The organism is Candidatus Sarcina troglodytae (assembly GCF_015708635.1).
GTDB classification, from domain to species: domain Bacteria; phylum Bacillota; class Clostridia; order Clostridiales; family Clostridiaceae; genus Sarcina; species Sarcina ventriculi.
Genome location: NZ_CP051754.1, coordinates 1,923,782 through 1,948,830 on the forward strand (window position 1 = coordinate 1,923,782; position 25,049 = coordinate 1,948,830).

Consider the following 25,049-nt stretch of genomic DNA (forward strand, 5'->3'; position numbering starts at 1 on the left):
TTACAAGAATGCTTATTTAACATTTATATCTTAAAGATATTTTTTTATCTCTTCTACTTTGTTTAATTTTTCCCATGGAGCATCTATATCAGTTCTACCGAAATGTCCATAAGCTGCTGTTTGTCTGTATATAGGTCTTCTTAATTCTAAATCTTTTATTATAGCACCTGGTCTTAAGTCAAATATTTTTTCAACTATTTCAACTATCTTATCGTCTGATATTCTACCTGTTCCAAAAGTATCTACAACTATTGATACTGGCTTTGCAACACCAATTGCATAAGCTAATTGAATTTCTAATTTATCAGCAATTCCTGCAGCTACTAAGTTTTTAGCAACCCATCTTGCAGCGTATGCAGCTGATCTGTCAACCTTTGTTGGATCTTTTCCTGAGAAAGCTCCACCACCGTGTCTTCCATATCCACCATAAGTATCAACGATTATTTTTCTTCCTGTTAATCCACTATCCCCTTGTGGTCCACCTATTACAAATCTTCCAGTTGGATTTATGTAATATTTTGTTTCACCGTCTAATAATTCTGCTGGTATAACAGCTTTTATTACATGTTCCATTAAATCTTCTCTTATTTGTTCTTGAGAAACTTCTGGTCCATGTTGTGTTGATATAACTATAGCATCTATTCTTACTGGTTTATTATCTTCATATTCAACTGTAACTTGAGTTTTTCCATCTGGTCTTAAATAAGGTAAAGTACCATTTTTTCTAACTTCAGTTAATCTTCTTGATAATCTGTGAGCCATAGCTATTGGTGCAGGCATAAATTCTTCAGTTTCATTAGTCGCAAAACCAAACATCATACCTTGATCTCCAGCCCCTACAGCTTCAATATCATCTTTTTGACCTTCTCTTGATTCTAACGCTTCATCAACACCCATTGCTATATCATTTGATTGTTCGTCTATTGTTGTCATTACTGAACAAGTATCGCAATCAAAACCATATTTAGCTCTATCATATCCTATTTCTCTTATAGTTTCTCTTGCTACTTTAGGAATATCAACATAACAGTTAGTTGATATTTCTCCCATTATCATAACCATCCCTGTAGTTACTGTTGTTTCACAAGCAACTCTTGCTGTTGGATCTTGTGCTATTATAGCATCTAAAACTGCATCTGATATTTGGTCACAAATTTTATCTGGATGCCCTTCTGTTACTGATTCTGATGTAAATAATCTTCTCATAATTATGGGTTATATAAAATAACCTCTTTTTCACTCCTTTCTTAAATAGCCTTTTTAAATTTCTTAAAAAATTTAAAAATAAAAGCCTCAACTTAATTTAAGAAGAGACTTGAATTCACTAAGCTCCTCTTATCTTGCAATAAAACACTGCAGGAATTGGCACCTTGGTAAATCACTGGTTGCCGGGCTTCATAGGGCCTTTTCCCTCCACCTCTCTTGATAAGAGTTATATATACTCTAATATGTATATGCATTTAACTATGTAAATAGACACTATCTTCATAAAATATAGTGCCTATTATTTGGTGGAGGAAGATGGATTCGAACCATCGAAGTCACTGACAACAGATTTACAGTCTGCCCCCTTTGGCCACTCGGGAATTCCTCCACATTTGGAGCTGGCAATAGGAATCGAACCTACAACCTGCTGATTACAAGTCAGCTGCTCTACCGTTGAGCCATGCCAGCATATATTAAGTTAATGGTGGTCACAACAGGGATCGAACCTGTGACCCTCTGCTTGTAAGGCAGATGCTCTCCCAGCTGAGCTATGCGACCTTATTGTTTTTATTGGTGGAGGAAGATGGATTCGAACCATCGAAGTCACTGACAACAGATTTACAGTCTGCCCCCTTTGGCCACTCGGGAATTCCTCCACATTTGGAGCTGGCAATAGGAATCGAACCTACAACCTGCTGATTACAAGTCAGCTGCTCTACCGTTGAGCCATGCCAGCATATATTAAGTTAATGGTGGTCACAACAGGGATCGAACCTGTGACCCTCTGCTTGTAAGGCAGATGCTCTCCCAGCTGAGCTATGCGACCTTATTGTTTTTATTGGTGGAGGAAGATGGATTCGAACCATCGAAGTCACTGACAACAGATTTACAGTCTGCCCCCTTTGGCCACTCGGGAATTCCTCCACATTTTTGGAGCTGGCAATAGGAATCGAACCTACAACCTGCTGATTACAAGTCAGCTGCTCTACCGTTGAGCCATGCCAGCGTAACTTTTTTGTTTTTTCTCTTGAAACATCTCCAATCGACAAGACTTAGTATATATGTTATTTATGTTTATTTCAACCTTATTTTTAGGCCATTTTTTCTTTTTATTTTAAATTATTATCATTTTTCTCTTTATTTTTTTCATTTAATATGTTTTTCTTTATTTTTCATTTATTTTATTTTCTATCATTTTTATATCTATATATGGATCCAAAATTAAAACTAATTCATCATACTGTTTTTTTGATAATTTATTTTTTAATAGCTCAAATATTTCAGTTGCAGCTAACACTTCATCATTCCTTTTGATATTATTTATAAGATTCCTATAATCATTTACTGATAAACTATTTGCCATTTTCATTATTTTTAATTTATCAATACTTGATATTTTATTTATTATACTGTTTTTATCAGTTTTAAATACACTTTGTACAACTTCCTCTTCTACCCTCTCTTCTTTATCTTTATCCACAAGCATAATTTTCTGTGAATTTTCTTCGTCTATAACCTCTACATGTTCATTAGAAATGCTTGAAAATTCATCTTCCTCTAAAATATCTTCTTTTTTATTAGTTATATTTATCCCTTGATCAGCATTATTTTTAGAAATCTGATTATCTTTTTCACTTAATAAAGACTCCTCCTTATTTTTATTAAATGCTATATCTTTATCTAAATAATTTTCTTCGCTTTCTTCTATTTTCTCATCAATGTAACTTTTAGGTTGCTTAATACTAAAACTAAACACCATAATTATTACACTAAAAAAAGTAGTAATAATTATTAAATATATTTCCTTTTTATTATTTTTCACATCTAATGTCTCCTTTAAAAATATAATTATTTATAATTCTTTTTAATACCTCTTGTTTTTATTTAATATTTTTTTTATTTATTTCATATAAATTTATGAGGGAGGTGACACTTTGAGCAAAATAAAAGTTAATTATAGTTCGCCATTATGTTATTACAATATAGCTAATTTTTTAAAAGATTACATTACTAATGACACTATCATAGTTTGTATAGGTACAGATAAATGTATCGGAGATGCACTTGGACCATTAGTTGGAACATTATTAGAAGAAGCTTTATTCCCTCTACCTATACTTGGCACTCTTGCTTCTCCAATACATGCTCTAAATTTAGATACTAGGTTAAAAGAAATATCTAATAACTATCCCACCGCTTCTATAATAGCAATTGATGCATGCTTAGGTGATGCAAATGCCATAGGCGAAATTCACACTAGAGATGAGCCTATCCATCCAGGAAAAGGTGTAGGTAAAACCCTCCAAAGCGTTGGCAATGCTTCTATAATAGGAATTGTTGACTCCTCAGATAGTTTGGAATTGTTTACTAATAGACCTATAAGATTAAATTTAATTATGGAAATGGCTAAGGTTATTCGAAATGGAATTATCCATGCATACCACCTTAAAAATTCTTTGTAATTAAAAATATAAACTTTACTTATCATAAAGAATTTATTAATACCATGTATTTAATCTTGTGCTTATAATATAATTAAAATTCAATATGTTAAATATAAAATTATATCAATGTATTAAGCTTCTATCACTTTATATTTCAGCTTTGTTGCTTTACCACCTCTTATATGCCTCTCAGCTTTATTTAAATCTAATATGCTTTTAGCTTCTTCTGCTATACATGGATTTATCTTAGGCAATCTTTCAGTCATATCTTTATGTATAGTACTTTTACTTACTCCAAATACTCTAGCTGTTTTCCTTATTGTTGCTCTAGAATCTATTATATATTGAGCAACTTCTAATACTCTTTCTTCAATATAATCCTTCATAAAAACCTCCTTAATAAATATTAATTATTTAATAGTCAGTCATAAAATGACTGACTATATTCATTTATTTATTATTCTACTTTTAGCTCATTTATATACTCTATCGGATTAATTGGCTCTTTAGATTTTTCCATATGAAATAATAAATATTCTTCAGATACCCTATCACTAGGATTATTTTGAATTGTATTTCCTATTTTTCCTAAAATACTTCCTTGAGTTACTTCATCCCCTACAGCCACTGCTAAATCTTCTGCTAAATTACCATAACTTGATATAAAGCCATCATTGTGTTGTACTACTACATAAAACCCTTCTTTTGAATCACCTTTTCCAGCATCTATAACTTTTCCATTTGCTATTGATTTAACATCAGTGCCAACTTTAGATTCAATATCCACTCCTTTATATACCACCGCTGATGTTTTTTCATCATTTAATCTTGGAGTAATATCGTAATTTCTTGTTACCACACCATTAGTTATAGGACTTATAAATAATTCACTAGGATTTGATGATGTTTGAACAGTATCATCATCTTCTGTCCCATCTACAACAGCAAATTCTTGTTTATCTTCGGCAGTTTTCTCTTCAACCAACTCAACATCCTTATATTGTGTTTCTAGATTATTTTTGTTTTGTGCTATCTCCTTATTTTCTTTATTCTCTAAATTACTTGCCTGTTTATTGCTACCTTTCATACTGCTTCTTGTTGTTATTACTGCAGTAGTTCCAACAATACATAAGCATATAAACAATATTACGTAAAATGCCTTTCCTTTTAAAAAAGACTTTATATTTGATTTTTTTGTCATTAATAACACCTCCAATTTTATTATTTACCATTTTTTAAAAAATAATACATATTTTAATCTAACAAAAAAAATAAAAAGATATTAGATAATAAATTTATCTAATATCTTTTCCAATAAGAAACATTTTAATCAACATGTATTTTAATTTTTATTCTAAATACACATCATTTATATTAATTACATCACTTCCTTGAAAATAATGTTTTATTATTTCTTTATAATTATTTCCGTTTTTAGCCATAGCATTAGCTCCCCATTGACTCATACCTACTCCATGACCATACCCTTTGCAATCTATAACTACATTATCTCCTTCAAAGTTTATAGTAAAATTAGCTGAATTCAATGCAAATATCTGCCTAAATTCAATTCCTGTTAATACATTATTTCCAATTTTTATTTCCTTTACAGTATCTCCAACATTTCTAGATAATATATTTATTGCACTTTCTAAATTATTTACACTCAAATCACTTCCACTTATATTATTTTTTATTATATTTATGAAATTAGTTTTTGTATAAGTTTTTTTACTTTCATATTTAGGAGCCTCTTCTTCCCCCGGACTTTCAACACTTTGTAAATATGGTATGTCTATGGAAAAAACACTTTCAGCTTCTTCCGTTTTTCCAGAACTTATTGCAAAGTATTGCGGATATTCTATAATAACTCCCTCATAAGAAACAATAAGATTTGCTGTTTTTTCTACTGCACTTTTTATTTTTTCATAATATTCATCGGCCTTACTTCCCCATTGCTTTTTTTTCTCTTCTGGATCTGTATATACTTGACAATGAGTACTATCACAAATATCTGCTTCTTCACTTTTAGAACAAGATTTTAACTTTTTACTAATTACATATGTCCTTGCAAGAATGCTTTGTGCCATTAAAGCTTCTTCATCAAATGCTGCTGGCATTTCACTTAAAACTACACCTAATACATACTCTTCTAAAGGTATGCTTTTTATTTTTCCAGTATTGGTGATATAAACCTTTACCATTGTTAAATCTATACCAGCATCAACTAATTTTCTTTTATTCTGATTATCTTTAATGGTGTCATTAGTTGTTATATCTTGAAAAACTGAATCTACATCCATTTTCTTTTTATTTTCCTCATCCTTTTTTGATAAACTACCAAATAAAACAGGTATTGTAAAAACAATAAAAAAAACTAATACAATTATCCCTATATCTATACAAATCGCTATATTTTTTCTCTTCACTTACCTCCCCCATCTCAAATATAGTTTACATATATATTTATATTCCTATTCCTCTTCTATATTACATATTTTATAATATAAAAAACTATGAAATATTAAATTCCATAGTTTTTTATATTATACAGCTATTCTACGTATATCGGCTCCTATACCTTTTAATTTATTTTCAATGTTAACATATCCTCTATCTATATGAAATACATCAGTTACTATACTTGTCCCTTCAGCAGCAAGACTTGCTAATACTAAAGCTGCCCCTGCTCTCAAATCTGTAGCTTGTACTTTACACCCTAATAATTTATCTACTCCTTCAACAAAAGCAGTTCGTCCTACAACTTTTATATGAGCTCCCATTCTTATAAGCTCGTCCACATTCATAAATCTATTTTCAAAAACTGTCTCTGTTATTATGCTACTTCCATTCACCAAACACAAAAGGCTCATCATTTGTGATTGCATATCAGTTGGAAATCCTGGGTATGGCATTGTTTTTATATCAACAGCTCTAAGCCTACTTTTTCCATTTACAATCGCACTATATCCATTATTCAAAAATACGAACTCTACACCACATTCCTTTAATTTTTCTATAAGCGGTCTACAATAATCTTCGTTAACTCCATTTATCCTTATAGTTGAACCAGTTATTGCTGCTGCTATCATAAATGTTCCAGCCTCTATCCTGTCATATATAGGCGAATATTTTCCACCTTTTAAACTTTCCACTCCATCTATAGTTATTTTTCTTGTTCCTTGTCCATAAACCTTTCCTCCTAAAGCATTTAAAAAATTACCTAAATCAACTATTTCAGGCTCTTGTGCAGCGTTTTCTATTATTGTTGTTCCCTTTGCCAAAACTGCGGCCATCATTAAATTTTCTGTTGCTCCTACTGAAGGAAAATCTAAATATATTCTTTCTCCAATTAATCTTTTTGCTTTAGCTATTATTCCTCCATTTTTATCTATTGTTATTTCTGCACCTAAAGTTTTTAATCCTTTTAAATGTAAATCTATTGGTCTATTCCCTATATTACACCCACCTGGTCTAGTAAGTCTAAATTCTCCATACTTAGATAACATAGGTCCAATTATAAGAAATGAAGCTCTCATTTTTCTAACCAAATCTTCATTTGGACTTATCTTTAAAGAACTACCTTCTTTTATTTTTATAGTATTACACAATTTATTTATACTTATATTAAATCCTAACTCCTCTATCACATTGCATAATGTAAATACATCATCAAGCATTGGTGCATTTATTATTGTAACCTCTTCTGTTGCTAATAATGATGCAGCTATTATTGGCAATACTGAATTTTTAGCAGCACTTATATTTACTTCTCCTTTTAATTTTCTTTGTCCATTTATTATTAAATTATCCATGTTATCCTCCATTAATTAATATTTAATATGTTATAAATATAATAGGAGACCCCACAATCAAATATGTGCCATCATCATAGTTCATAATGGAGTAATTAATCTTTAATGTTTTTTGAACTGTAAATATTCCTGTCAACCCATTTTCTAATGAAACATTACTCTTATTTTTAATATTATAACAATCTAATATATTAAATAATCTATCCTCTAATTCATATTCATATTGTTTTTTTACCTTTCCTTTCATAAATGTGTAATAATTTAGATTTGATATATTATTTAACTTTCTACATTTCAATTTTATTTCACTTATATTAATTAATTTTTGTTTATCTATAATTTCCATTTCTACAGTATATTCATTCACATCTTTTGCTATTAAAATCTTTGTAGATGCTTTATCCGTTTCTTCTTCAAAACTAAAGTTATCACCCATGTTTTCATCTATTTTCAAAGTATTATTAAAATAAGATATGTTCAAATCACTTATTTGTTGTAAAATTTCTCTTATATCACTTTTAGTTTTATAGCTAATTTTTATCCCACTTTCACAAAAGTCTACCACATTGTGTACCTTTATATATATATCATCTTCATCATATACATAACTTCCTTTTATACATAAAGAAAACATAAAAATTATTAAAGTAAAACATAATTTTTTCATAAACTCCCCCACTTTCGTTATAATTATGGTCAGGAGAGCAATATAATATTCTACTAGTTTTACTTATATTTTATAAATATTTTTATATTATCAATATATACAGTTTCAATACAAATTGTTCTAAAATAATATTTTTTACAACAAAAAGTCTGTAGAATAATATATTCTACAGACTTCTCTTATTCTTCTTCTATTTTAGCTTCCACAGTTTCTATTCTAGCAAAAGCTCTTACTAAAGCTATTTCTGCTCTTTTAACATCAATATCTTTATCCCTATTTGAAAGCCTACTTTCAGCTCTTTCTTTTGCTTCCTTAGCTCTGCTCACATCTATATCCTTTGGCCATTCAGCTGCGTCCACACAAAGCATTGCTTGATTTTTATTAACCTTTAACAATCCACTGGAAACAAATAATTTACTTATCTTACCTTTATCATCTTTGATTATTGCTGTGCTTGGAACTATTACAATCAATGATGACTCATATTCTGGTAAAATTTCAAACTGTCCCTTTTGACTTTCGCATGAAAATCTCATTACATCTTGATTAAATACTTCTTTTTCAGGAGTAATAATTGTTAATTTAAAAGTCGCACTCATTAATAATCACTCCTATACTATTTTGCTAAACTTTTAGCTTTTTCAACTGCTTCATCTATATTACCTACAAATAAAAATGCAGCTTCTGGTAAGTCGTCGTGTTTACCTTCTAATATTTCCTTAAATCCTCTTATAGTTTCTTTTACAGGTACATATCTTCCTTTCATACCTGTAAATTGTTCACCAATTGTAAATGGTTGAGATAAAAATCTTTGTATTTTTCTTGCTCTACTAACTATTATTTTATCTTCATCAGCTAATTCATCTACACCCAAAATAGCTATAATATCTTGAAGTTCTTTATATCTTTCTAGAATGTGTTTAACTCTTGATGCAACATCATAATGCTCTTTACCTACTACCTTAGGATCAAGTATTCTTGATGTAGAATCTAATGGGTCAACAGCTGGGTATATTCCAAGTTCAACAATACTTCTTGATAAAACTGTTGTAGCATCAAGGTGAGTAAATGTTGTAGCTGGAGCTGGGTCAGTTAAGTCATCTGCTGGAACATATACTGCTTGAACTGATGTTATTGATCCTGTAGTTGTAGATGTTATTCTCTCTTGAAGTGCACCCATTTCAGTAGCTAATGTTGGTTGATATCCAACAGCTGAAGGTATTCTTCCAAGAAGCGCTGAAACTTCTGAACCAGCTTGTGAAAATCTAAATATATTATCTATAAATAATAATACATCTTGCCCTTTATCTCTAAAATATTCAGCCATAGTAAGTCCTGTTAAAGCAACTCTCATTCTTGCTCCAGGTGGTTCATTCATTTGACCAAATACCAAAGCTGTTTTATTTAAAACTCCTGATTCTTTCATTTCATAATATAGGTCATTACCTTCTCTTGATCTTTCTCCGACTCCTGTAAATACCGAAAGTCCTCCATGTTGCTTTGCTATATTATTTATAAGTTCTTGTATAAGAACTGTTTTTCCTACACCTGCACCACCAAATAATCCTATTTTTCCACCTCTTTGATATGGAGCAATAAGGTCTATAACTTTTATTCCTGTTTCAAACATTTGTGGTGATACTGTTTGTTCTTCAAAACTTGGAGCTGCTCTATGTATAGGGTAATAAGTTTCTGATTTTACTTCACCTTCATACTCAAAGTCTAAAGGCTTTCCTAAAACATTAAATATTCTACCTAAAACAGGTTCACCTACTGGAACTGATATAGGTACCCCCATATCTATAGCTTCAGCCCCTCTTTTTAACCCTTCTGTTGCTTCCATAGCTATAGTTCTTACTATATCATCACCTATATGCTGCTCAACTTCACAAACAAGTGTTTTTTCTCCTTCTAATTTTACATGAATAGCGTTATAAATATTAGGAAGTGATTCGTTATTAAACTTTATATCTACAACTGGTCCTATTACTTGAACTACTTTACCTACATTCTTAGTCATACTCTGTACCTCCTTATCCTTGTGCTTCTGAACCTCCAACTATTTCGGAAATTTCTTGTGTTATAGCAAATTGTCTTATTTTGTTATATTCTATCTTTAAGCTATCTAAAATATCTTGAGCATTTTTACTTGCTCCATCCATAGCTTGCATTCTTGCACTTTGTTCACTAGTTCTTGACTGACAAAAAGCATACATCATATTTGATATCATATATGAGCCCATAATAGCCTCTAATACCTCATCTTCTTTGCATTCAACACTATACAAATCTGAATTTTCTTTATTATCTGGTATTTCTATTGGTAATAATTTTTGTTCAACTGTTTCTTGAACTATTGATGAAACAAATTTTGTGTAAACTATTATAACTTCTCCAAAATTACCATTCTTAAATTCTGTTAAAGCTTTTTTACATATCATAGATGCATCTTTAGTCGCAGGTTCCTCTGCTAAATCAACATACTCTGCTATAGTAGTATGATTAAATTTTTTAGCATAAGATAATCCTCTTCTACCAACTACTATAACTGATTGGCTTGTATCTCCATACTTTTCATTAAGATAACTTGCTGGATTTGAATTAAATCCTCCACATAGTCCAGAATCTGATGATATCAATATATATAATTTCTTATCGCTTCCGTTTCCCTTTATAAAAATATTATCAGATATATCGTCTAAAGACCCAACCAATTCTCTTGAAATTTGATTAAGATTACTAAAATAATATTCATTAGTCTTTAATCTTGCTTTAGCCTTTCTAAGTTTAGAGGTAGCAACTAACCCCATTGCCTTAGTAATTTTTTCAGTACTTGTTACACTTTTTATTCTTCTTTTTATATCTAAAAGTCCTGCTCCTGCCATCTGTTTCACCTCCATTTCTAAAATACTACATAGCCTCCTAAGAGACTATGCTTAAAATTTCCTATACTAAATTTCCTATACTAAAAAAGTTTTCTTAAATTCAACTATTGCTTGTTCTAAAGATGATTTTATATCATCTGTTAAATTCTTTTGTTCCATAATATTTCTGCCGATTTCTCTATGATGAGTATCCATAAACTCTAAAAACTCTTTCTCAAAAGATTTTATAGCACTTACTTCTATATCTGTTAAGAAATCATTAACCACAGCATAAAGTATCATTATTTGCTTTTCTACATCCATAGGTGCATATTGATCTTGCTTTAATACTTCAACTACTCTTTTTCCTTTTTCAAGTCTACTTTGAGTATCTTTATCAAGATCTGATCCAAACTGAGCAAAAGATGCTAATTCTCTATATTGAGCAAGTTCAAGTCTTAATGTACCAGATACTTGTTTCATTGCTTTTATTTGAGCATTACCACCAACTCTTGAAACTGAAATACCGGCATTAACAGCTGGTCTTTGTCCTGCATAAAATAGTTCAGATTCTAAGAATATTTGTCCATCTGTTATTGATATAACATTTGTTGGTATATAAGCAGATACGTCTCCTGCTAGAGTTTCTATTATTGGAAGTGCAGTTAATGAACCACCACCATTTTCCTCTGAAAGCTTAGCTGCTCTTTCCAAAAGTCTTGAATGTATATAGAATACATCTCCTGGATACGCCTCTCTACCTGGTGCTCTTCTTAATAATAAGGACATAGTTCTATAAGCTACAGCATGTTTTGATAAATCATCATAAATTATAAGAACATCTTTCCCTTTATTCATGAAATATTCACCTATAGTACACCCTGCATACGGTGCAATATATTGAAGTGGTGCAGATTGTGATGCAGTAGCCTCTACTATTATTGAATAATCCATAGCTCCTACTTCTGTTAACGTATTAACTATATTAGCTACTGTTGATTGTTTTTGTCCTATTGCAACATATATACAAATAACATCTTTTCCTTTTTGGTTAATTATTGTATCTATTGCTATTGCAGTTTTTCCTGTTTGTCTATCTCCAATTATTAACTCTCTTTGTCCTCTACCAATTGGTATCATTGAATCTATAGCTTTAATACCTGTTTGTAGAGGTTCATTAACTGAACTTCTTTCTAGTATAGTACGTGCAGGTACTTCTATTGGTCTATATCCATCTGTTATTATAGGACCATTTCCATCAACTGGTTGACCTAAAGAATTTATAACTCTACCTATTAGATTATCACCTACAGGAACTTCCACAACTCTTCCCGTACTTTTTACTATGTCCCCTTCTTTGATTCCTTTTTCAGAGCCTAATAAAACACATCCTACATTATCTTTTTCTAGGTTAAGCGCCATACCATACACTTCATTAGGGAACTCTAGAAGTTCTCCTTCCATACAGTTTTGTAAACCGTAAACTGTAGCAACTCCATCACCTATTTGAATTATAGTTCCTGAATCAACAGTTTTTAATTCATTTTCATATTTCTTTATCTCATCTTTAATTATAGAAGTTATTTCTTCTGGTTTAATGTGCATAGTTTCACCTCTATTCATTGTTAAGAACTTGTGACTTTATTTGTTGTAATTGTGATTTAACACTACCATCTATCACTTCATCTCCTACCACAACATAAAGTCCACCAATTATACTTTTATCAATTTCCTGTTTCAATATTATTTTTTTATTAAATTTCTTCTCAAGATTTTCTGTTAATTTATTAGCTTGATATTCACTTAATGGTATAACACTTTTTACTTGAGCTATTATCATGTTTTGTTTTTCTAAGTAGATTTTCTCTAACTGAACAACTTTTTCTTTTAAAAAGCCTATTCTATCTTTTTCAATTAACAACAAAAGAAAATTTAATAACTCGTCATCAATTTTTCCTTGGAAAGCTTTTTTAAATGTCTTCTTCTTATCAGAAGTGCTTATTTGTGGATGTACTATAATTTTATAAAAGTCCTCGTTCCCATATAAAACATCACAAATATCTTTTAAATCTTCAATATATCTATCAACCGCATTTTTGGATTGTGCAATTTCATAAATAGCCAAAGCATATCTTCTATCTAAAAATTCATACATATACTAGATACCTACCTTACTTATAAATTCATCTATAAGTTGTCTATGCTTTTCTTCATCTATAACTTCATTTAAAATTTTAGATGACATCATTAAAGCTAATTGAACAGTTTGTTGTTTTAACTCTTGTTCTGCTTTATCTCTTTCTTTTACCATTTCTGCTTTAGCTTTTTCAATTACTGAATTAGCATCCTTTTGTGCATTATCAATAATTTCTTCATATAACTTATCAGCTTTTCTTTTTTGTTCTTCAGTAATTTTCTTACCTTCTTCTTTAGCTGACTTTAATAAATTTTCATTATCTATTCTTAGCTTTCTAGCCTTTTCAGCATTTTCATCAGCTTCTCTTATTTGAGCTGTTATATCCTCTTGTCTCTTCTTAAGTAAGTCTTTAACTTTATTAAAGAAGAAATGTTTTAAGATAGCAACTAAAATTATGAAGTTAATGATTGTAGCCAAGACTGTAAACCAATCTATTGTCATATATACTCTGCCTCCCTCCGGAGTAAATTAATATTAATTCCTATTATTTTTTCTTCAAATATTACTATTTTACAAATAATAATATTATTGCTATAACTAATCCATATATAGCTGTTGCTTCTGTAAGACCCGCTCCTAATATAAACATACTTTGTATTTTACTTTCTAATTCTGGTCTTCTAGCTAAAGCATCAACCGCACCTTCAGCTGCTATACCAATACCAATACCTGCTCCAAGAGCACATACTATTGCAACACCTGCTCCTAATATCGCCATATCTGTCATAAGTGAATCCTCCTAACTACTCTTTATAAAATTTAATTATTTTACAAATAAAATTATAATCGCTATAACCAATCCATATATTGAGGTTGCTCCTGCAAGGCCAGTTGCCATTATAAAGGTTGCATTAATTTTACTACCCAATTCAGGATTTCTTTTTGCCATTGCTCTAGCTTCTGCAGCTCCTTCAACAGCTATTCCTGTTCCTATTCCTCCGCCAATTGCAGATGCTACCGCAATACCAGCACCCAATATTGCCATTCCTGAAATCATAAAAAAACCTCCTATTACATATTCGTAAAGCGTTTTATGTATTAACTATTTAACAAATAATATTATAATAGCTACTACTAACCCATAAATTGCTGTAGCACCACAAAGACCTGTTGCCATTATAAATATAGAGTTTATTTTGTTTGCCATCTCTGGTTGTTTTGCCATTGCTTTTATTGAAGCTCTAGTAGCAATACCAGTTCCAACACCGCCTCCAATACAAGCTAAACATGCAATACCTGCTGCTAATAAACTTAAATCCATGTAAATTACCTCCTAAAAAAATTAATTCTAATGTTCAGCTTGTAATTTCATATACATAACTGTTAACATTACAAATATTATAGTTTGGATTATACCATCAAAAGCATCAAAGAATAAATGCACTGGTATAGGTATAACTAATTGACAAGCCCAATTTAGACTATTTAATCCTGAATAAACTAATCCTACCACTATTGCTGCTGCTAACATATTTCCAAATAAACGTAAGCATAAAGACAATGGTAAGATGAATAATTCCATTAAATTTAATAATATCATTGGAACATAAGGTCTAGCATATCCTTTAAAATATTCTTTTACTCCATTTTTTTTGATAGCATTTCCATGCATTATACAAAAAGTAATTATTGTAAATCCTGCTGTTACACTTAAATTACTAGTTGCTTCTGAAAATCCAAGCATACCTGATGTATCTAATATAAATAACATCATAAACATTGTTCCTAAAACAGGAATAAAATTAGAATATTCTTCTCCAACATTATCAACAACAAGACCTTCTAAGAATGAATAAAGCATTTCTATTAATGTTTGTATCTTGCTTGGGTTTCTAGTACTCATTTTTCTAGTTAATAAAATTGAAGCTATTATTAGAAATATCATAGTTGCCCATTCATATATAATAGGCGCTATAATTTTAATTCCTGCTATATTCACAGTAAAATTAGGCGCAAAAACATTCATAAATATTTTCCTCCTTTCCTTAAAATTTAAAAAATAATTATATTGAAGCATTTTTAACCATATTCAAATTTTTTGAATATAAGCTGTTTAATTACTTGTTTATATTATAAATCCTATATTACCATTAATAAAATTTCATATTTGGTCGTATTTTGTCTTTTTTTAACCTTTGCTAAGATTTTAGTTGTATATTTTCTATTTTATTCGACATACCTTTTGTTTATTCTTATTTTCTTATTTTTTGATTTATAATATTAAATTACAATCATTATTCAGAATATTTTTTACATTCGTGATATCATTTTCATTACCGAATTCTTTTTTCATTCAAATGATAATATTAATATATTGCCTACTATTGTCACTTAATAATTGAATAATGTTTGTATAATTATTTCAATATTTTTTTAATATTTTTAAATAAATATTATTAGTTAGATTAAATTTATACTTTTTTCACCAAATAATAATTATTAATATTATATTTTTAAATACAATTAAATAATTTTATTTTTATTATACATTTTTTTATTATAAAGTTGATTTTTTTCATATTATCTTAGTATGCCTTATTAGTATGCCTAGCTATTATTTCTTTATACTTGTATAATATTATTTATTTTCTAAAAAAAACAATATACTTTATATTAATTTACTATATTTTTTTATTTTTTTTAACAATATATTATTAAAACTTCTATATATTTTATCATTAAATATTTTAATGGCACAAGTAAAAATCATATATTAAATATTTAATATTTAGAATTAATTATTTATTCCACTTGCATTTTTTTGTATTTTTATTACATTTAAGATTAATTATAGCTATCTATTGCTCTATAATTTATTAAAAAATAATTTTTTGTTAATTTTTAATAAACAAAAAAGTTCTCTTATGATTATTATTTTAATTATATTAAAATAATAATCTGAGAACTTTAAAACACTTTATTTACTTCCAAATTCCTTTATATTGCATTGTTTTCCAAAATAATTCAATATAAAATCTACAATTCGTTTTGAAGCCATACCATCACCATAAGGATTTATAGCTCTACTCATTTTATTATAATATTCTTCATTATTTATAAGTAAATTTGCTTCTTTAATTATTCTTTCCTTATCTGTTCCTACTAATTTTACTGTTCCAGCTTCCACAGCTTCTGGTCTTTCAGTTACATCTCGTAAAACCAAAACAGGCTTTCCAAGATGTGGTGCTTCCTCTTGAAGACCACCTGAATCACTCATAATCATAAAACATCTATTCATTAAATTATGAGTTTCCTTAGTATCTAAAGGAGGTAATAAATGTATTCTTTCCCTACCTTCTAACTTTCCATAAACCATATCTCTAACAACAGGGTTTAAGTGTACAAGATATATAAGTTCAACATCTTCATTATTATCTACAATATTTATTAATGCCTCACATATATTATCTATTCCTTCGCCCCAGTTTTCTCTTCTATGAGCGGTTATCATTATCACTTTTTTACTTTTAAAATCTATATAATTTAATTCATCACTTTCAAAAGTATAATTTTCATCTACAGTATGCTCCATAGCATCTATTACAGTATTACCTGTTATTTTTATTATGCTTTCATCTATTCCCTCTCTTAAAAGATTTCTTTTTGAACTTTTAGTAGGTGCAAAATGTAAATCAGCCAAAGCTCCTGTTAACTTTCTATTCATCTCTTCAGGAAATGGAAAATATTTATCAAAAGTTCTAAGTCCAGCTTCAACATGACCTATTTTTATCTGTTGATAAAATGCTGCTAAACTCCCTGCAAAAGTAGTTGTTGTATCTCCGTGTACTAAAATCATATCTGGTTTTTCCTCAACAAATACCTCTTCTAACCCTTCTAAAACCTTTGTAGTTATTCCAGTCAAACTTTGACGGGTTTTCATTATATTTAAATCATATTCAGGCTTTATATCAAAAAGATTTAAAACTTGATCCAACATTTCTCTATGCTGTGCCGTTACACAGACCTTTGACTCTATTTCTTCTCTGCTCTCTAGTTCTTTAACTAAAGGTGCCATTTTTATGGCTTCTGGTCTAGTTCCAAAGATAGTTAATACCTTTATTTTATTCATAAAAAGTCCTCCACACTACTTAGTTCCAAACAATCTATCTCCTGCATCTCCAAGCCCTGGTACAATATATCCATGTTCATTTAATTTTTCATCTATTGAAGCTATATAAATATCTATATCTGGATGCATTTCTTTTACTGTATTTATTCCATCAGGAGATGCTATTAAGCACATTAATCTTATTTTACTAGCTCCTCTTTTCTTTAAAAGCGTTATCGCATCTGCAGCTGATCCACCTGTTGCAAGCATTGGATCTACAACTATTACATCTCTTTGAGCTATATCTTGAGGTAATTTACAAAAGTATTCAACCGGTTTTAAAGTTTCCTCATCTCTATAAAGCCCTATATGACCTATTTTAGCTGCTGGTATTAAATTTATGATTCCATTTACCATACCAAGTCCAGCCCTTAATATAGGTACAACAGCAACCTTTTTCCCTGCTAATACACAACATTTTGTCTTGCATATAGGAGTTTCTATCTCAACTTCTTTAGTTTGAAGATCTCGTGTAGCCTCATATGCCATAAGCATTGAAACCTCTTCCACCAATTCTCTAAAATTTTTAGCTCCCGTATTTTTATCTCTAATCATAGATAATTTATGCGATATAAGTGGATGCTTTATTTCTGTAACTTTACCCATTTTTACCCTCCTAAAAATCAAATTATTTATTGTACTTTTTTTCTATGTCTGCTATTTTGTCTATTCTTCTTTGATGTCTTTCACCTTGAAAAGTTGAATTTAAGAAAGTATCAACTATATCTAAAGCTAATCCTGTTCCAACTACTCTTTCACCTAAGGTTAATATATTTGCATTATTATGTTCTCTAGTTGCATGTGCACTAAAAGTATCGTGACACAAAGCTGCTCTTATCCCAGGAATTTTATTAGCAGCAATAGATACACCTATTCCAGTACCACAAACTAATATACCAAAATCAAATTCTTTTTCTATAACTTTTTCTCCAACCACTTTTGCTATATCTGGATAATCACATGATTCTGATGTATATGTTCCAAAATCTTTTATTTCTATATTTTTAGAATTTAAATGCTTAATTATTTCATTTTTTAAATTTAATCCCCCATGGTCACAACCTACTGCTATTTTCATATTAATACACCTCTTTTATATTATTTTTACAATATCAAATCCACAAGCCTTTTTAAGTCTATTCATTATAGCAACTCCTAATCCTTCTTCCATAAAAGCTTCACTTATTATTATATCTACATGCTTATCATCAAATTCTCTTAAAGTTGAAAATAAACTTTTAGCAATTGTGGATACATCATTTCTTGTTCCTAAAGATAAAACCAAACCTTCTTTATACTCGTTTCTTGTTTCATCAGTTGCCATAACTCCAACTCTTAGACCTTTTTCTATGTAATTATGCACCATTTCATTAATTTTTTCAACACATTTATCTAAGTTCCCATCTACAACCCTAACTCTTGCTTTTGGAGAATAATGTGTATACTTCATACCTGGAGCTTTAGGTTTTATATTAGCATCTTTTCCTATTATTCCTTTATCCATATATATATCTTGACATATCTCTTTTAACATCTCCAAAGTAATTCCACCAGGTCTTAAAACACATGGGGGATATACACTCACATCAACTATTGTGGACTCAACCCCAACATCACTTTCATTACATCCTAATATATAATCAACTCTTCCATCTAAATCTTCAATGCATCTCTTAACATCTGTTGGACTAGGTCTTCCTGAAATATTAGCAGATGGTGCTGCAATTGCAACATTTGATTTTTTTATAAATTCCCTAGCTACTTCATCACTTGGCATTCTTATCCCTATTGTGCTTAAATTAGCGGATGTAACATCTGGTATCAAATTATTTTTTTCAACTATTAAAGTCATTGGTCCTGGCCAGAACTTATCCGCTAAATCTTTAGCTATCTTTGAAACATTTTTTCCATACTTATATAAATCATCTTTATCTGCTATATGTATTATAAGAGGATTATCTTGAGGTCTACCTTTAGCTATAAATATTTTTTTTACAGCCTCACTATCTAAAGCATTAGCACCAAGACCATAAACAGTTTCAGTTGGAAAAACTACAAGTCCCCCATCTTTTATAACATTAGCTGCTTCATCTATAAAAATTTTATCTTTTTCTAATTTTTTTATAATGTTAATCTTAGTTTTCATTATCAAATCTCCTTATTTAAATTTAAAAGCCTAGTTTTAAAGCCTTACATATATATGTAAGGCTTTAGTATGTTAAAAGTCTGTATTTCCCATTTGTTCCATTTTCTTTGCTTGGTCTTCAGTTATTAATGCATTTATAATTTCGTCTATATCTCCATCCATAAATGTATCTAACTTATAAAGAGTTAATCCTATTCTATGATCTGTAACTCTTCCTTGAGGATAATTATAAGTTCTAATTCTTTCACTTCTATCCCCAGTACCTACTTGACTCTTTCTATCTTCTGCTATTCCAGCAAGTCTTTCAGCTTCTGCTTTTTCATAAAGTCTTGCTCTTAAGATTTTCATAGCTTTTTCTTTATTTTTAAGTTGTGATTTTTCATCTTGGCAAGAAACAACTTCTCCAGTTGGTACGTGAGTTATTCTAACCGCAGAATCTGTAGTATTAACGCATTGTCCTCCATTACCTGACGCTCTAAACACGTCTATTCTCAAATCTTTCTCATTTATTTCAACTTCTACATCATCAACTTCTGGAAGCACTGCAACAGTGGCTGTTGATGTATGTATTCTTCCTGAACTTTCTGTATCTGGAACTCTTTGAACTCTATGTGCTCCACTTTCGTACTTAAGCTTTGAATAAGCACCTTCACCTCTTATCATAAATACGACTTCTTTAAAACCTCCAATATCAGTTTCATTAGAACTCATAAGTTCAACCTTCCATCTGTTCTTTTCAGCATATTTTGTATACATTCTAAAAAGATTAGCAGCAAATAAAGCAGCTTCATCTCCACCTGCTCCACCTCTAATTTCAACAAAAACATTTTTATCATCATTAGGGTCTTTAGGAAGTAGCAAAATTTGAATTTCAGATTCTAAACTTTCTTTTTTCTCTGATAATTCTTTTATTTCAACATTTATCATTTCTCTCATTTCAGAATCTGATTCTTCACTTAACATTTCTTTATTAGCTTCTAAGTCATCTATAGTTTCTTTATATTCTTTATACTTATTAACTATTATCTCTAAATCAGCATGCTCTTTACATAATTTTCTCCATTCATTTTGATTGGCCATTATGCTAGGATCACTTATTTTAACGGAAAGTTCATCATACTTGTTTTCAATAAAGTTTAATCTATCTAGTATCATTTATTTATCACTCCGCAACTCATATTTTCACATTCAGTTATTATAACATAATATTATAATTTTTATCAAGACTTAACACACTCTATCACTTTAAAATTCTTTATTATAATCTACCAATAACAACTCTATTAAGTCCTGATAAATCGTTTATAACTCTTATATCTTTATATCCTCCATTTTGCATTAACAATTTTACATCTTCACCTTGATCAAAACCTATTTCAAAAGCTAATATTCCATTTTTTCTTAAAACACATTTACTATCATTTATTATTTTTCTATAAAAATCAAGCCCATCTACTCCACCATTTAATGCTATATGAGGTTCATAATTCTTAACATCATCCATAAGCGTTTCTATGACTTCTTCCCTTATATATGGGGGATTAGACACAATTATATCATATACCTTTTCATTATTTATAGCTTCATTTAAAAGGTCGCTTTTTATAAATGTGCATCTTTCCTCAACTTCTAAGTTTTTAATATTTGTTTTTGTAACTCTTTCTGGAATACTTTCAACATCTATTAAATCAACTAATATTTCGTTCCTATAATGAGCTAAAGAAATTCCTATTGCTCCACTTCCACAACACAAATCGCATACCTTTAAAGTATTATTTTTATCTATATTTTTTAAAACTTCTTCTACTAATATTTCAGTATCTCCCCTGGGAACTAAAACCCCTTCTTCTACATAAAAATCAAGTCCCATAAACTCGCACTTTTTTAAAATATATTGCATAGGCATTCTTCTTTTTCTTTTTTCTAAAAGTTCCATGAATTTTTTTTCTTTATATTTAGGTACTTTTTCATTTTTATTCATTAAAAGATAAAGTTTATCCTGTTTTAAAATTTCACCTAACAAAAGATTACTATCTAAAATATAAGTATCAATTTCTTCTTTTTTTAAAACTTCTTTAGAAATATTTAATAATTCTTCTATCGTTTTTTCACGCTCTTTTATTCCTTCTGCTTTTTTTAATGCCATAATCGCCACCTCTATTTGCTCATTATTTGGTTCTCTTGTTGTAAGCACTTGCAACTTCAAACCAGGATATGATATTATTTTTGCTAATATACTATTTGATTTCCCTATCCATTTTACAATTTCATAAGATACCCCAACAACTAATGGTAAACAAATCAATCTTACCACAATAGGCATTATTAAAGAATTCCAACTAATAAATGATAATAAAAAAACATTAACCATAATTGCTATAAATAAAAAATTAGTTCCACATCTTGGATGAAACCTCGAACATTTTCTGACATTATCAATAGTTAATTCTTCTTCGCTTTCATAACATCTAATAGTTTTATGCTCTGCACCATGATACTCAAATAATTTTTTTATTTCTTTAGTTTTACCAATCAAACACATATATACAAGTATAATAGATATACTTACAAGTGCTTCTATGAAATTTAATATAAATTTAGGTGCTCCAAAAAATCCTATAAAATCTGTTATTAAAACAGGTCCAACTATAAAAACCCCTATAGAAATCAATAATGAAATAAAAATTGCTAATCCCCAAAATATATCATTAGTTTTTTTACCTAATTTCTTATTCAACCACAATTCAAATTTTGATGGTTCATTTTCTTCAAGATTTTTAGACGACGTATCTAATTCTTTCATTCCTGAAGTTAATGAATTAAAAAGTATAACTATTCCTCTTATTATAGGTATATATAAAATTTTTCTTTTTTTCTCAGTAAATTTTGTTCTTTTAAATCTTACACTTATTCTACCATTTGGTTGTCTAATCGCTGTTGCTACACCAAACTTTCCCCTCATCATTACACCATCTGATACTGCTTGACCACCAACTTCAGTTTTTCTCATAAACAACCCCTTCCTCTCACATCTTTTTAAGATTGTGATTTATATTTAAAATAACATTGTCCACATAATGCTTCATATTCAATATTATCTAACATATCAATAGCTACTTGCTCTCCCTCAAATATAAAGTTTCCATTTATCATTCTAGCATTCAAAATGGCTTTTCTTCCGCACTTACATATAGTTTTCATTTCCTCAATGCTATGTGCTAATAATAGTAATCTTTCACTACCCTCAAAACCATTCATTTTAAAATCTGTTCTAAGACCATAACAAATAACAGGTATATCCTTAGTTACAGCTATTTCAAAAAGTTCATCTATATGATGCTTTAAAAGAAATTGTACCTCATCTACAATTATACAATCTATTTTTTTACTTTTTTTTAAATAATCCTCTATTATTTCTAAGATATTATCTTCTTTATTTATTAAAAAATCAACTTCCCTGTCAACTCCTAATCTAGAAACTACTTTGTTTCCACCTTTTTTATCAACATCTGGTTTTAATATTACAATATGCATTCCTCTTTCTTCATAGTTATGTGCAACTTGCATTAAATGCGTTGATTTTCCTGAATTCATCGCACCATATCTAAAATATAATTTACTCATAAAAAACTCCTCAAAGATTATTTTGTCACCTTTTGATTATATATTAAATTATAGTTATTTTAAACTATTGACGATTAAAATTCATCGTGTTATACTTGTTACTAGTTGTTTATCAACATTTATAATCCGAAAGAGGTGAATAAAGATGAGAGAAGGCATACATCCAGAATACCATCACGATGCTGTGGTTAAGTGTGCATGTGGAAATACTTTTACTACTGGTTCTGTTAAATCTGAACTTAAAGTTGAAATATGCTCAAAATGCCACCCATTCTTTACTGGAAAACAAAAAATTGTTGATGTTGGCGGAAGAGTTGACAAGTTTAACAAAAGATTTAACCTTAATAAATAATTGGGTAATGGGAAAGTTTATCTTTCCCCTTTTTTTATTTATGCATAAAAAAGACATTAATAAAACATTAATGTCTTTTTTAATTTATTTATTATCATTGATATTTTTTAAGTACATATCTATAAATTCTTTATTATTTTTTGTTTTTGATAATATTCCTATTAAATTTTCTGTTATAGAATCTATGTTGCTTTCTTTATACAAGCTTCTTCTTAAAGCATACGCAACTTCTCTTTCATTTTCATCTAGTAGTAAATCTTCTTTTCTAGTTCCTGATTTATAGATATCAATAGCTGGAAATATTCTTCTTTCTTGAAGCTTTCTATCTAAATGAACTTCCATATTCCCTGTTCCTTTAAATTCTTCAAAAATCATATCATCCATTCTGCTTCCAGTTTCAACTAATGCAGTAGATAAAATAGTTAAACTTCCACCTTCTTCTATATTTCTAGCTGCCCCAAAGAATTTTTTAGGCATGATTAAAGCTCCTGGATCCAATCCACCTGATAAAGTTCTACCAGTTGGAGTTATTGTTAAATTATATGCTCTTGATAATCTAGTTATCGAATCTAAAAGTATAACTACATCTCTACCCTGTTCAACCATTCTCTTAGCTCTTTCTAAAACCATTTGAGCTACTTTTGCATGATTTTGTGGTTCTTCATCAAATGTTGAATATATTACTTCTCCATTTATACTTCTTTGCATATCAGTAACTTCTTCTGGTCTTTCATCTATAAGAAGCACTATAAGTTTAATGTCTGGATAATTTTTAGATATGTTTTGTGCAATTTTTTTAAGAAGTGATGTCTTACCAGCTTTAGGAGGTGCAACTATTACCCCTCTTTGCCCCTTTCCAATAGGGCATACTATGTCCATAAGTCTAGAACTTAAATCTTTTTCGTTATTAGTTTCAAGCCTTAACCTCTCATTTGGATATATAGGAACTAATGTTTCAAATCTCTTTCTTCCTATAGCTTTTTCTGGTCTATCTCCATTTACTTTCTCTACAAAAATAAGTGCTTTAAACTTTTCTCCTTCTTTAGGATATCTAACCTTTCCTTCTACTTCATCTCCAGTCCTTAAATTAAATCTTCTTATCTGTGCTGGAGATACATAAACATCCTCATCACTTGTTAAATAATTTCTACATCTTAAGAAACCAAAATTATTAGTATCTAATATTTCTAAAATTCCTTTTACACTATCTGATGATCTTAACATTTGCTTAAATTTTTCTTTTTTCTCTTCATTCACTTCATCTGATGTTTTTTCCGAACCATTTTCATTATTATTATCAACGATATCATGTTCTAAAACTTTAGGCGCTATTTTCTCTTTTAAGATAACACCATCTTTTTCTATCGCTTTAGGTGAATTTAATTTTATATCTTCTATTAATTCACTCTTTTTCTTTTTAGTAATATTTTTAATGCCAATTTCCTTAGCAATTTCTCTTAATTGTATTAATGTCATATCTTCATACGTTTTACCTAACAATAAGCACACCTCCAAAATATATATTTTTATGCTATAAAGTAAAATAGAATTTAAAAATGGAATTTAATTCAAGAAATGATATATGAAAAGTTTTAAATAAAAGCTTTCGATTCCTGCATCTAAAAA

27 protein-coding genes, 8 tRNA genes and 1 riboswitch are annotated in these 25,049 nt (G+C 29.4%); of the genes, 2 read left to right on the top strand and 33 right to left on the bottom strand.

Going from position 1 to position 25,049, the window contains the following annotated elements; all coding sequences use genetic code 11:
• Positions 1-30: 30 nt before the first annotated feature.
• From metK to HH195_RS08820, 10 genes are all read right to left on the bottom strand, one after another.
• Positions 31-1,206 carry a methionine adenosyltransferase gene (gene metK / locus HH195_RS08775; RefSeq protein ID WP_055259531.1) on the bottom strand — a complete coding sequence of 392 codons (1,176 nt, stop codon included), beginning with the start codon at positions 1,204-1,206 and terminating at the stop codon, positions 31-33.
• A gap of 126 nt (positions 1,207-1,332) precedes the next feature.
• Positions 1,333-1,432, bottom strand: a riboswitch (SAM riboswitch).
• Between the two features lie 77 nt (positions 1,433-1,509).
• Positions 1,510-1,594, bottom strand: a tRNA-Tyr gene (locus HH195_RS08780).
• A 5-nt stretch (positions 1,595-1,599) separates the two neighbouring features.
• A tRNA-Thr gene (locus tag HH195_RS08785) sits at positions 1,600-1,674 on the bottom strand.
• A gap of 14 nt (positions 1,675-1,688) precedes the next feature.
• Positions 1,689-1,764, bottom strand: a tRNA-Val gene (locus HH195_RS08790).
• Between the two features lie 13 nt (positions 1,765-1,777).
• Positions 1,778-1,862 (bottom strand) — tRNA-Tyr (locus HH195_RS08795).
• A gap of 5 nt (positions 1,863-1,867) precedes the next feature.
• Positions 1,868-1,942, bottom strand: a tRNA-Thr gene (locus HH195_RS08800).
• Positions 1,943-1,956: 14 nt separating this feature from the next.
• Positions 1,957-2,032, bottom strand: a tRNA-Val gene (locus HH195_RS08805).
• A gap of 13 nt (positions 2,033-2,045) precedes the next feature.
• Positions 2,046-2,130 (bottom strand) — tRNA-Tyr (locus tag HH195_RS08810).
• Positions 2,131-2,137: 7 nt separating this feature from the next.
• Positions 2,138-2,212 (bottom strand) — tRNA-Thr (locus tag HH195_RS08815).
• Positions 2,213-2,371: 159 nt separating this feature from the next.
• Complete coding sequence (locus HH195_RS08820) at positions 2,372-3,028, bottom strand: hypothetical protein (protein WP_196370880.1); 657 nt, start codon at positions 3,026-3,028, stop codon at positions 2,372-2,374.
• Positions 3,029-3,140: 112 nt separating this feature from the next.
• Between HH195_RS08820 and yyaC the strand changes: the two genes are divergently transcribed.
• Positions 3,141-3,668: a spore protease YyaC gene (gene yyaC, locus HH195_RS08825; RefSeq protein ID WP_055259535.1), complete on the top strand. Its 528-nt coding sequence runs from the start codon at positions 3,141-3,143 to the stop codon at positions 3,666-3,668.
• Positions 3,669-3,781: 113 nt separating this feature from the next.
• Here yyaC and spoIIID read toward each other — a convergent pair whose 3' ends face one another.
• The 22 genes from spoIIID to HH195_RS08935 all read right to left on the bottom strand — a co-directional run bounded on the left by spoIIID (position 3,782) and on the right by HH195_RS08935 (position 23,071).
• The gene (gene spoIIID, locus HH195_RS08830; protein WP_055259537.1) at positions 3,782-4,036 is read right to left on the bottom strand and encodes a sporulation transcriptional regulator SpoIIID; all 255 of its coding nucleotides are present in this window, start codon (positions 4,034-4,036) and stop codon (positions 3,782-3,784) included.
• Between the two features lie 71 nt (positions 4,037-4,107).
• A complete protein-coding gene (locus HH195_RS08835) occupies positions 4,108-4,851 on the bottom strand; it encodes a M23 family metallopeptidase (RefSeq protein ID WP_196370881.1) in 744 nt (247 codons plus the stop codon).
• A gap of 148 nt (positions 4,852-4,999) precedes the next feature.
• The gene (gene spoIID, locus HH195_RS08840) at positions 5,000-6,079 is read right to left on the bottom strand and encodes a stage II sporulation protein D (RefSeq protein WP_243278497.1); all 1,080 of its coding nucleotides are present in this window, start codon (positions 6,077-6,079) and stop codon (positions 5,000-5,002) included.
• A gap of 117 nt (positions 6,080-6,196) precedes the next feature.
• Complete coding sequence (gene murA, locus HH195_RS08845) at positions 6,197-7,465, bottom strand: UDP-N-acetylglucosamine 1-carboxyvinyltransferase (protein ID WP_196370882.1); 1,269 nt, start codon at positions 7,463-7,465, stop codon at positions 6,197-6,199.
• 22 nt (positions 7,466-7,487) lie between these two features.
• Positions 7,488-8,132: a hypothetical protein gene (locus HH195_RS08850; protein ID WP_196370883.1), complete on the bottom strand. Its 645-nt coding sequence runs from the start codon at positions 8,130-8,132 to the stop codon at positions 7,488-7,490.
• A 179-nt stretch (positions 8,133-8,311) separates the two neighbouring features.
• Positions 8,312-8,731, bottom strand: coding sequence for an ATP synthase F1 subunit epsilon (gene atpC / locus HH195_RS08855; protein ID WP_196370884.1), 420 nt, complete (start codon positions 8,729-8,731; stop codon positions 8,312-8,314).
• A 17-nt stretch (positions 8,732-8,748) separates the two neighbouring features.
• Complete coding sequence (gene atpD / locus HH195_RS08860; protein ID WP_055259544.1) at positions 8,749-10,152, bottom strand: F0F1 ATP synthase subunit beta; 1,404 nt, start codon at positions 10,150-10,152, stop codon at positions 8,749-8,751.
• 13 nt (positions 10,153-10,165) lie between these two features.
• The gene (gene atpG, locus HH195_RS08865; RefSeq protein WP_196370885.1) at positions 10,166-11,017 is read right to left on the bottom strand and encodes an ATP synthase F1 subunit gamma; all 852 of its coding nucleotides are present in this window, start codon (positions 11,015-11,017) and stop codon (positions 10,166-10,168) included.
• A gap of 75 nt (positions 11,018-11,092) precedes the next feature.
• The gene (gene atpA / locus HH195_RS08870; protein ID WP_055259547.1) at positions 11,093-12,601 is read right to left on the bottom strand and encodes a F0F1 ATP synthase subunit alpha; all 1,509 of its coding nucleotides are present in this window, start codon (positions 12,599-12,601) and stop codon (positions 11,093-11,095) included.
• A gap of 10 nt (positions 12,602-12,611) precedes the next feature.
• On the bottom strand, positions 12,612-13,151 hold the full coding sequence (locus tag HH195_RS08875) for a F0F1 ATP synthase subunit delta (protein WP_055259549.1): 540 nt from the start codon (positions 13,149-13,151) through the stop codon (positions 12,612-12,614).
• A 3-nt stretch (positions 13,152-13,154) separates the two neighbouring features.
• The gene (locus HH195_RS08880) at positions 13,155-13,634 is read right to left on the bottom strand and encodes a F0F1 ATP synthase subunit B (RefSeq protein WP_055259551.1); all 480 of its coding nucleotides are present in this window, start codon (positions 13,632-13,634) and stop codon (positions 13,155-13,157) included.
• A gap of 64 nt (positions 13,635-13,698) precedes the next feature.
• Complete coding sequence (gene atpE / locus HH195_RS08885; protein WP_055259553.1) at positions 13,699-13,920, bottom strand: ATP synthase F0 subunit C; 222 nt, start codon at positions 13,918-13,920, stop codon at positions 13,699-13,701.
• A gap of 36 nt (positions 13,921-13,956) precedes the next feature.
• Entirely contained in the window at positions 13,957-14,190 is a 234-nt protein-coding gene (locus tag HH195_RS08890; RefSeq protein WP_055259555.1) for an ATP synthase subunit c family protein, read from the bottom strand.
• 45 nt (positions 14,191-14,235) lie between these two features.
• Complete coding sequence (atpE, locus tag HH195_RS08895) at positions 14,236-14,454, bottom strand: ATP synthase F0 subunit C (protein ID WP_055259556.1); 219 nt, start codon at positions 14,452-14,454, stop codon at positions 14,236-14,238.
• 27 nt (positions 14,455-14,481) lie between these two features.
• Positions 14,482-15,159: a F0F1 ATP synthase subunit A gene (locus HH195_RS08900; RefSeq protein ID WP_055259558.1), complete on the bottom strand. Its 678-nt coding sequence runs from the start codon at positions 15,157-15,159 to the stop codon at positions 14,482-14,484.
• Between the two features lie 951 nt (positions 15,160-16,110).
• Positions 16,111-17,262 carry a non-hydrolyzing UDP-N-acetylglucosamine 2-epimerase gene (wecB, locus tag HH195_RS08905; protein ID WP_055259559.1) on the bottom strand — a complete coding sequence of 384 codons (1,152 nt, stop codon included), beginning with the start codon at positions 17,260-17,262 and terminating at the stop codon, positions 16,111-16,113.
• 15 nt (positions 17,263-17,277) lie between these two features.
• The gene (upp, locus tag HH195_RS08910) at positions 17,278-17,907 is read right to left on the bottom strand and encodes a uracil phosphoribosyltransferase (protein WP_196370886.1); all 630 of its coding nucleotides are present in this window, start codon (positions 17,905-17,907) and stop codon (positions 17,278-17,280) included.
• Between the two features lie 22 nt (positions 17,908-17,929).
• On the bottom strand, positions 17,930-18,379 hold the full coding sequence (gene rpiB, locus HH195_RS08915) for a ribose 5-phosphate isomerase B (RefSeq protein WP_196370887.1): 450 nt from the start codon (positions 18,377-18,379) through the stop codon (positions 17,930-17,932).
• Positions 18,380-18,394: 15 nt separating this feature from the next.
• Positions 18,395-19,447, bottom strand: coding sequence for an L-threonylcarbamoyladenylate synthase (locus HH195_RS08920; RefSeq protein ID WP_196370888.1), 1,053 nt, complete (start codon positions 19,445-19,447; stop codon positions 18,395-18,397).
• Between the two features lie 72 nt (positions 19,448-19,519).
• Complete coding sequence (gene prfA / locus HH195_RS08925) at positions 19,520-20,602, bottom strand: peptide chain release factor 1 (protein ID WP_196370889.1); 1,083 nt, start codon at positions 20,600-20,602, stop codon at positions 19,520-19,522.
• 103 nt (positions 20,603-20,705) lie between these two features.
• A complete protein-coding gene (gene prmC, locus HH195_RS08930) occupies positions 20,706-22,457 on the bottom strand; it encodes a peptide chain release factor N(5)-glutamine methyltransferase (protein WP_196370890.1) in 1,752 nt (583 codons plus the stop codon).
• Positions 22,458-22,483: 26 nt separating this feature from the next.
• The gene (locus HH195_RS08935) at positions 22,484-23,071 is read right to left on the bottom strand and encodes a thymidine kinase (RefSeq protein WP_055259570.1); all 588 of its coding nucleotides are present in this window, start codon (positions 23,069-23,071) and stop codon (positions 22,484-22,486) included.
• Positions 23,072-23,216: 145 nt separating this feature from the next.
• On the opposite strand from HH195_RS08935, the gene rpmE reads away from it, so the two are divergent.
• Positions 23,217-23,423, top strand: a complete 207-nt coding sequence (gene rpmE, locus HH195_RS08940) for a 50S ribosomal protein L31 (protein WP_055259571.1) — start codon at positions 23,217-23,219, stop codon at positions 23,421-23,423.
• A gap of 84 nt (positions 23,424-23,507) precedes the next feature.
• Here rpmE and rho read toward each other — a convergent pair whose 3' ends face one another.
• Positions 23,508-24,899: a transcription termination factor Rho gene (rho, locus tag HH195_RS08945; protein ID WP_055259631.1), complete on the bottom strand. Its 1,392-nt coding sequence runs from the start codon at positions 24,897-24,899 to the stop codon at positions 23,508-23,510.
• Positions 24,900-25,049: the final 150 nt, after the last annotated feature.

Coding starts and splice junctions, on each gene's coding strand:
- metK (WP_055259531.1), bottom strand. CDS start 1,206: ATGAGAAGATTATTTACATCAGAATCAGTAACAGAAGGGCATCCAGAT.
- spoIIID (WP_055259537.1), bottom strand. CDS start 4,036: ATGAAGGATTATATTGAAGAAAGAGTATTAGAAGTTGCTCAATATATA.
- HH195_RS08835 (WP_196370881.1), bottom strand. CDS start 4,851: ATGACAAAAAAATCAAATATAAAGTCTTTTTTAAAAGGAAAGGCATTT.
- murA (WP_196370882.1), bottom strand. CDS start 7,465: ATGGATAATTTAATAATAAATGGACAAAGAAAATTAAAAGGAGAAGTA.
- HH195_RS08850 (WP_196370883.1), bottom strand. CDS start 8,132: ATGAAAAAATTATGTTTTACTTTAATAATTTTTATGTTTTCTTTATGT.
- atpC (WP_196370884.1), bottom strand. CDS start 8,731: ATGAGTGCGACTTTTAAATTAACAATTATTACTCCTGAAAAAGAAGTA.
- atpD (WP_055259544.1), bottom strand. CDS start 10,152: ATGACTAAGAATGTAGGTAAAGTAGTTCAAGTAATAGGACCAGTTGTA.
- atpG (WP_196370885.1), bottom strand. CDS start 11,017: ATGGCAGGAGCAGGACTTTTAGATATAAAAAGAAGAATAAAAAGTGTA.
- atpA (WP_055259547.1), bottom strand. CDS start 12,601: ATGCACATTAAACCAGAAGAAATAACTTCTATAATTAAAGATGAGATA.
- HH195_RS08875 (WP_055259549.1), bottom strand. CDS start 13,151: ATGTATGAATTTTTAGATAGAAGATATGCTTTGGCTATTTATGAAATT.
- HH195_RS08880 (WP_055259551.1), bottom strand. CDS start 13,634: ATGACAATAGATTGGTTTACAGTCTTGGCTACAATCATTAACTTCATA.
- atpE (WP_055259553.1), bottom strand. CDS start 13,920: ATGACAGATATGGCGATATTAGGAGCAGGTGTTGCAATAGTATGTGCT.
- HH195_RS08890 (WP_055259555.1), bottom strand. CDS start 14,190: ATGATTTCAGGAATGGCAATATTGGGTGCTGGTATTGCGGTAGCATCT.
- atpE (WP_055259556.1), bottom strand. CDS start 14,454: ATGGATTTAAGTTTATTAGCAGCAGGTATTGCATGTTTAGCTTGTATT.
- HH195_RS08900 (WP_055259558.1), bottom strand. CDS start 15,159: ATGAATGTTTTTGCGCCTAATTTTACTGTGAATATAGCAGGAATTAAA.
- wecB (WP_055259559.1), bottom strand. CDS start 17,262: ATGAATAAAATAAAGGTATTAACTATCTTTGGAACTAGACCAGAAGCC.
- upp (WP_196370886.1), bottom strand. CDS start 17,907: ATGGGTAAAGTTACAGAAATAAAGCATCCACTTATATCGCATAAATTA.
- rpiB (WP_196370887.1), bottom strand. CDS start 18,379: ATGAAAATAGCAGTAGGTTGTGACCATGGGGGATTAAATTTAAAAAAT.
- HH195_RS08920 (WP_196370888.1), bottom strand. CDS start 19,447: ATGAAAACTAAGATTAACATTATAAAAAAATTAGAAAAAGATAAAATT.
- prfA (WP_196370889.1), bottom strand. CDS start 20,602: ATGATACTAGATAGATTAAACTTTATTGAAAACAAGTATGATGAACTT.
- prmC (WP_196370890.1), bottom strand. CDS start 22,457: ATGAGAAAAACTGAAGTTGGTGGTCAAGCAGTATCAGATGGTGTAATG.
- HH195_RS08935 (WP_055259570.1), bottom strand. CDS start 23,071: ATGAGTAAATTATATTTTAGATATGGTGCGATGAATTCAGGAAAATCA.
- rpmE (WP_055259571.1), top strand. CDS start 23,217: ATGAGAGAAGGCATACATCCAGAATACCATCACGATGCTGTGGTTAAG.
- rho (WP_055259631.1), bottom strand. CDS start 24,899: ATGACATTAATACAATTAAGAGAAATTGCTAAGGAAATTGGCATTAAA.